This is a genomic window from Lacticaseibacillus sp. 30 (assembly GCF_053819265.1).
On the sequence record NZ_JBSOQX010000042.1, the window covers coordinates 1 to 7351 of the forward strand.

Consider the following 7351-nt stretch of genomic DNA (forward strand, 5'->3'; position numbering starts at 1 on the left):
AATACTAGACAGGTTCTAAAAAGTCTTTAGCTAGAAGTGATCAAGCAACATCAATGAGCTTATCAAAAAAATCTAACCTGGCATTTGCTTCTTAAACTATCGCAACTTATTAGAACAAAGGAATGGCCTCACTCCTAAAGATTACTAGAATGAAGCCATCTAAAAACATCCTAAATTTTATATTACTTCATCTGACAACATGCAAACTCAACAGCATGCTATATAGACTCCGTCCCGGTTCTGACCTCTTTCCTTCAAGCATGCTGAATCAAAGATTGCCCTTGATCATCTACAACAATCTCAGAAATATAATAAATTTCATCTTCAGTCAGCTTAACTTTCAAATCATCCTCATACGGTTGCAGAGTTCTTGTAACCGCCTTACTAATCCTAGAAACTTCTGGAGTTGCTGTATACGGATACTTGACCGTTTCATTTCTCAATGAGCGTTCAAATGCGAAGCTAGTGTGAACAACACACTTGACAATCGTGCTGTTGGAAAAGTCCAAATTCAATATTCGAGCAAGATCTTCTGTCCACGATATTAATGATCGTGTCATCAAATAAGGATTAAAATAAATCAAATTCTTTTCCAGCACATCTCGGCAAATTTCTGCCGGAACGATTGTGCTTGGACCTTTAGGTTGAACATTTGTGACAGCTTGATGCCCAATGATTGAACGTAACAAGGTTTCCCCATTACCAGAAATTAAAGTTTCAAGCGATATATGTGGAACCGGTAGATTGGGTTTTTTTGTCCCAACAGTCGCTAAAATATCATATTTCTTACTTAAAGTTGGGATCTTTGCCTTCAATTCTAGTGCTGAGATTGTTTTGACTTGAATCGGTTCTGATGAAGCCAAGTTAATAATATTGACAATAATTGTTTTCAGCCTTTCTGCCGTACCTGTACCTGTCATACAGATTGACAAGATTGCCTTAGGCAAGGCTGATGATTCCGACCTGACAGCAGTTGTAACTGTTTCAAGAAAGTCGTTCCAAATTGAATGGTACAAACTCGATAAATTCATGTTGAGATAATTGGCCTTACGTACCGTGTCTAAAACCGTAATCGTTGTCACATAAGGCAATATCTTAATTGGAACACTTGTTTTTTGCTCAATTTGTTCCTCAAGATGGAAAAGAGAGCCCATATCTACCAGTAACAGGACACCTAATCCTTCATTCAAACTTTCAACATGTCGCGCGATACGTTCAGCCATCTCGGTAGGTGAACAGTTGAGCGGCATATCCAGTGCATCAATATTACTTTCACCCAGTAATTCTTTTGTTACTTCAACCATTGAGGTCGCTGTGCTGTTTCCGTGTGCGACAACAAGGATGCCAACACTCCGAGCCTTTTCTTTTGACATCTGACGCAATGATGACAGTAAGAGCGTTAAATAAACAACCTCAATATCAGGTAAATAGACGTTATCAGCTTGAGCTATTTCGTTCTTAAACGCCAGCGCAACTGCATATTCTTTTGCGTATTCGTATTTTATTCGGCTTATTTCCGTTTCCATCAGTAGCTTTTCATCACGATAACCACGTGCCAAGTACGTATCAATGTGCATACCGATATAGTATAGGAATCTATGATCAAAGTGTTCTTTTAATAGTTCTTCAGCAATCTCTCTTAAACGAAGTGTTAATTTCAACGTACTAGGGCTTATGAAGTTTTCCAATTTGGCAGATTCGACCGGGTCCTTTAAAAAACTTCTAATATGCCCTCGGATACCTTGCATCACAATACTTTGGATTTTGTTTTCAGGTAATCTTTGAGCACGTAGCTCATTTACCTTCTTGGCAATGTCAATATAAATATTGTCATCCAGAATATCCGGACGAGAATTTGAATCAAACGAATAAATCGTATGTTGCGGCACAATGGTGGTCAGCTGCTTTTGCTGATCATCCGTTTGTCGACTTGCACTCACTGCTTGAATTTCCTCAGGAAGGCAAGATGTGTTGACGAGTAAATCCCCCTCAGTATTTAAGTTATTTAGGAATGCTCTCGCACAAATCAACTTAATTTGAGATTTTAATTGACCAATATTCCCATAATTGCTTGCAAACAAGATCGACTCGATAACTGAAATGTTGACATCTAAATCTCTTTGAATTCTTGCCGCTTCTTGTCGAAAAAGGTAATTAACGATTTGTACCTTTTCTCGAATGCCTTTTTCTGACAGTGCCGGAATATTAATGACAGTCGGTATTCTCCGCAAAAAAGTCGCGAGAAGATTCGAGTGAGGATTTTCATTTGTTGCTGCAATGATTAATACATTAGCAGTTCGCGTTTTTTCGCTTTCTCCTAGACGAGCAAAACGCCCAGTATCCATAAACGTAAAAAGCATCTCTTGTCCTTCAGGAGGCAAGCGGTGAACCTCATCTAACAAGAGAATACCGCCATCTGCCTTCTCAACAATACCTGCCTCACTGGTATCTGCTCCTGTATACGATCCCTTAACATGGCCAAAAATTTGCGACAGTAGCAGCTGAGCATTGTTATAGTAATCAGCACAATTAAAAACAATAAGGGGGGCATTTGCTGGGATTTGTTTTGCATACTTGGCAAATTGATAACTTACATTAGCAAAAAAAGTTTTCCCTGATCCTGTTGGCCCAAGTAACAACATATCTAACCCGTGTGGAGGATACATGATCGCCGCTTTTGCCTGTTTAATTGCCTTTCGTAAACTTTGGTCAGCACCAATGAGTTTAGAAAATGGATCGTCACTGTGCTTAATTCCAATTTCATTTGGCTTTTCTTTCTTACTAACTTTCTGGACAACAAAATCCCCCGGTATTCGCTCGCCGATTTTGATTAAAATAGAAGAAGGAATGTATCTAACTGGATATGTCTGAATTTTGACTACTTTTCTATCAGTGACTAAATGATTTAACTCAGAACTGCAATTAGATCTTGAATAACCTGTTAATTTCGCGATTTCTAGGGTCGTACTTCCTTTTAGATCTCGAACTTGGTGAGGATCTGCCTTTGTCCACAAGCCAAGTAATGATTCATAGATTTTATCTCTTCGTTTCATTCTTAATACCCATCCTTTTCAGTTTAGTCGGTTAGGTTCAATCCCCTTGGTCAACAATATGTTAAAATGGTACCGGTTTCAACATATTGAACTTAAAGTCCCGATTTTTGGCGATACTTATCAGCACTGCTCACGGTGAGTTTCATTTTAGCAAAGGAGGGTCAACTCTTGGAACAGAATATTGCATTGTATCAGAAACAAGCACAACAACTAAATCTAAGCCAAGGACTCCGACAATCACTTACTATTCTCCAACTAGACGTTATTGATCTAACAAAGTATCTAGAAGAACGTAGTATGGAAAATCCCTTACTTGAAATTAAATCAAACTTGGACAGTTTAATGTCGGGTTCTGCTGAATCTGGTGCTTTTCAAATCGCCGATAAACATGAGTCGTTGTTTCATTATGTTTTAGAACAGATTCAGTTGACCATGCGACCAACAGAACTCCGAAAAATTGTACTTGGTTTAGTCGGCTATCTCGATCCTTCAGGCTATCTCTTAACATCTGATCAAGAATTGAAGGCAGCCCTTAAAATAGATGACACTCATTTCAGAGATGCACTCGAGCTTCTTCAGCAACTGGATCCACCCGGCATTGGCGCCCGTTCCTTACAGGAGTGCTTAGTCCTTCAAGCAGAGCGAGATGCCGGGAAAATTCCAGAAATGGCAGTTATTTTTCTTGAAGAACATTTCGAGGCTATTTTAGCTAACAAGTGGCAAAATATTGCCACTGTTCTGCAAATATCGTCCTCAAATTTAGTAAAAATAAAACGGTATATTCAAAATCTTTCTCCGACACCAAGCATAAACTTTGTACCAGACAAAACACCGTATATTTACCCTGAACTGTCTGTTGAAAAGAACGGCACCCATCTCTCTCTATCACTTTTGAACAACGGTCAGCCATCCATTGACTTTGCTCAAGAGATTTATCAACGTCTTGTTCAGACAAACGATCGACGAACGCGTGCTTTTCTAAGTGAGAAGAAACAAGAATATACAAGTATTCAACAAGCAATCGTAAACCGAAAGCGAACACTATTCAGAATTAGCGAAATTATTGTTGCTCATCAATATGCTTACTTAACCAAAAAGCATACTTATTTAGAATCATTACTTCTACGCGACATCGCACAACGACTCCAACTAAATGAATCCACTGTCAGTCGAGCAATCAAAGATAAGTATATCCAGACGCCGCTGGGGATTTTTTCTCTGAATCATTTCCTGAGCAAACGTAGCAATCTACACCAAGATGAGCACGGTGCTTCATCAGATCAAGTCCTTAAATTACTTAAGGACCTAATTAGCCATGAGAATCCTTCTCATCCTTTAAGTGACGAGAAGATCGCCGACTTGCTTCAAAACGAGTCAAACATTCAAATTGCTCGTCGAACAGTCGCAAAATATCGTCAAAAAGCTGGCATCGCCAGTGCTCGTCAAAGGAAAACTCAAAAGTAGTTTACCAGAGTGTTTTACGCTTTCTAAACAGTGTTTCGATTACATCCTAAAGTGTCTCTTTTTCCAAAACAGTGTTTCACAAATATACACATAGTGTTTTATTCATTCCTCAAAAGCCTGATAAATAAAGGCTTCTTTTTTTTGGCACGAAACTTGCTTATATAAAAGTGAAGGACAAAGGAGGAATTTTCTTGAGAAATAAAAATAAAATCATTCTGCTCACACACAAAGGATGGGGAGGCGGTCTCATAAAAAGCATGGGAATGCTAGTCGGCAAAACCATTAATGTCATTGACATCCCCTTGATGCCCTCTGAGACATTAGTAAATTACATTTCGCTGGTTAAAGAATCGTCGAAGGACGTCAACGAAAACACACTGGTCTTGACGGACATTCCTGGTGGAACAACCAGCAACGTCGCCTTGCGATTAACTCGCGAATATCCATGGAAGATAATTTCGGGTGTCAATGCACTTATGTTAGTTGAAGCTATCATGCACCAAGATGAAGATTTGTCGCTAAATGTCCTAGATAAAATTCTGAGTGCTGGTAAAAATAGTCAAAACATTTTAGAACTTCAGCAGAAAACAAATGAGGAGTGAGTGATATGAGTATCGTATTATGCAGGGTTGACAGCCGTCTTATCCACGGACAGGTAGTAACAAAATGGGTAAAACAAGCTCAAGCGAATAGAATTGTTGTTGTCAGTGAAGAGCTCGAAAAAGATGAATTCATGCGCAGCGTCTACCTGATGGCAGCTCCCCCCGAAGTCAAAGTCGATACTTGGGGTGTGGCATCTTTAAAACAGCAGAAAGAAAACGGCGGATTAGATAAAGGCAATATCTTGTTGATTCTTCCAGATCTTAAGACGCTTAAGCAAGTCATCGATGCAGGTATTTATGAAGGTGAAGTCCAAATTGGTGGTTTGGGCGGTGGCCCTCAACGAAAGGTTGTCTTCCAAAACATCACTCTTGATGCAGCAGATGTATCCATTTTAAAGGAATTAGCCGCCAAAGATATGAAAATCTATTTCCAAACAATCCCTGAAGACAATCCACAAACACTAGACAAGATTCTTACAAAGTATGAAAAGGAGTGACTATAAATGCATGCAGTAGGCTTATCCATTGCTATGGGGCTATACTTCTGGTTTGCTAATTTACGATTTGGTTATACTTTTTCTGGGATTTTAAAGCAGCCTCTTAGTGTTGCCCTTGTAGTAGGCTTAATCACTGGCAAAATGTCAGAATCAATGACAATTGGCGCAGGTATCCAACTCATGTTCCTTGGCGTTACCTCCACACCCGGTGGTAATGTACCAAACGATCCTGCTTTAGCCTCAACCATCGCTATCCCAATCGCAGTGACAGTCGGAATGAACGCTCAAGCAGCGGTTGCCTTGGCAGTTCCATTTGGTGTTCTTGGCGTATTTCTAGATCAACTTCGTCGCACAATCAACGCAACATGGGTTCATATGGCTGACAAGGATGCAGAAAAGCTTAATTATCGTGGGATTTATTTGGCAGCATTCTTGTATCCAGCCATTATGGGATTAATTATCCGGTTCCCCGTTGTGTTTGTTGCTAATTATTTTGGCCGCGGGGCAGTACAAAGTATTTTAGATGTAATTCCCTACTGGTTGATGCATGGATTTGAAGTAATGGGAGCAATTTTACCAGCTCTGGGCTTTGCCTTAACTATTTCCGTCATTGGTAAGAAATCATTGTTGCCCTACTTCATTATCGGTTTCGTTGCTGTCATGTACTTTAAAGCTGATGTCATGGCAGTTGCAGCAATCGGAACCTGTGTTGCATTCTTAGTTCGGAACAATGCGCTAAGAGAGGAGAACGCATAATGACAACAGTAGCTAAAACATCTACGGGCGAAAAAACACCCAAGATTAAACTTGGGAAAAAAGAAGTTAACAAGGCCTTCTGGATTTATCAGCTAGGATGCGAGCTTTCAAATTCCTATGAAAGATTACAAAGCTTAGTTTTCTGTGCTTCCATGATTCCGGCCATTAAAAAACTTTATGCTGGTGATAAAGAAGCTCAAAAAGATGCCCTCAAACGTCATCTAGTTTTCTTTAACACTGAAGGTACAATAGGATCTTCAATCCAAGGTATCTCATTAGCTATGGAAGAAGAAAAGGCTAACGGAGCAGATATTAGCGATTCTGCAATCACGTCTATCAAGACAGGTTTAATGGGCCCACTTGCTGGTATTGGCGATTCAGTTATCTGGGCAGCCTTAATGCCAATTATTATCTCAATCTTCATTCCAATGGCTAAACAAGGAAGTCCACTTGCTGGCATCGGTCCAATCGTCATCTACACAGCTGTTACTATGTATATAAGTTACTTTTTAATCAAACGAAGCTACCGATTGGGTAAGGCATCAATTACTTCACTTTTACAGAATGGCATGATTAAACAAGTTATTTATGGTGCGAATGTCTTGGGTATGATGATGATGGGTGCCTTGTCAGCTAGTTATGTTACCGTCAGCACACCCCTAAAGATTCACTTTACAGGTGGTTCGACGGTTGTTGTTCAAAACATTTTAAATAGTATGTTTAAAGGTCTGCTTCCACTTTTTGCTGTTTTTGCAATTTACTGGTTCATGGAAAAGAAAGGACCGCGATACGGGATCATTATCGGTAGTATTGTCGTTATTAGTATTGTTGGGTCGTTTCTTGGAATCTTATAAAGCATCTGTGGAGGGACAACACGTATGAGTGACTACTACAAGACTTACGATTTAAAACATGTGATTAATGCGAGCGGTAAAATGACGATTCTCGGCGTTTCCAAAGTGCCCGAGGTTGCCATTGC

The 7351-nt window shown here is 39.7% G+C and carries 6 protein-coding genes; 5 read left to right on the plus strand and 1 reads right to left on the minus strand.

What is annotated here, in order from left to right:
- Positions 1 to 254: 254 nt before the first annotated feature.
- A complete protein-coding gene (locus ACWPAB_RS14805) occupies positions 255 to 3053 on the minus strand; it encodes a sigma 54-interacting transcriptional regulator (protein WP_016382247.1) in 2799 nt (932 codons plus the stop codon).
- Positions 3054 to 3221: 168 nt separating this feature from the next.
- Between ACWPAB_RS14805 and rpoN the strand changes: the two genes are divergently transcribed.
- From rpoN to ACWPAB_RS14830, 5 genes are all read left to right on the plus strand, one after another.
- Positions 3222 to 4517 (plus strand): RNA polymerase factor sigma-54, encoded by a 1296-nt coding sequence (gene rpoN / locus ACWPAB_RS14810; protein ID WP_016382246.1) that lies wholly within the window; start codon positions 3222 to 3224, stop codon positions 4515 to 4517.
- A gap of 191 nt (positions 4518 to 4708) precedes the next feature.
- The gene (locus tag ACWPAB_RS14815) at positions 4709 to 5119 is read left to right on the plus strand and encodes a PTS sugar transporter subunit IIA (protein ID WP_016382245.1); all 411 of its coding nucleotides are present in this window, start codon (positions 4709 to 4711) and stop codon (positions 5117 to 5119) included.
- 5 nt (positions 5120 to 5124) lie between these two features.
- Positions 5125 to 5616 carry a PTS system mannose/fructose/N-acetylgalactosamine-transporter subunit IIB gene (locus ACWPAB_RS14820; RefSeq protein WP_003572522.1) on the plus strand — a complete coding sequence of 164 codons (492 nt, stop codon included), beginning with the start codon at positions 5125 to 5127 and terminating at the stop codon, positions 5614 to 5616.
- Positions 5617 to 5622: 6 nt separating this feature from the next.
- Entirely contained in the window at positions 5623 to 6372 is a 750-nt protein-coding gene (locus ACWPAB_RS14825; protein ID WP_016380647.1) for a PTS mannose/fructose/sorbose/N-acetylgalactosamine transporter subunit IIC, read from the plus strand.
- On the plus strand, positions 6372 to 7226 hold the full coding sequence (locus ACWPAB_RS14830; protein WP_016382244.1) for a PTS system mannose/fructose/sorbose family transporter subunit IID: 855 nt from the start codon (positions 6372 to 6374) through the stop codon (positions 7224 to 7226). The genes ACWPAB_RS14825 and ACWPAB_RS14830 overlap by 1 nt, the downstream gene beginning before the upstream one ends.
- The last annotated feature ends 125 nt before the right edge of the window (positions 7227 to 7351 follow it).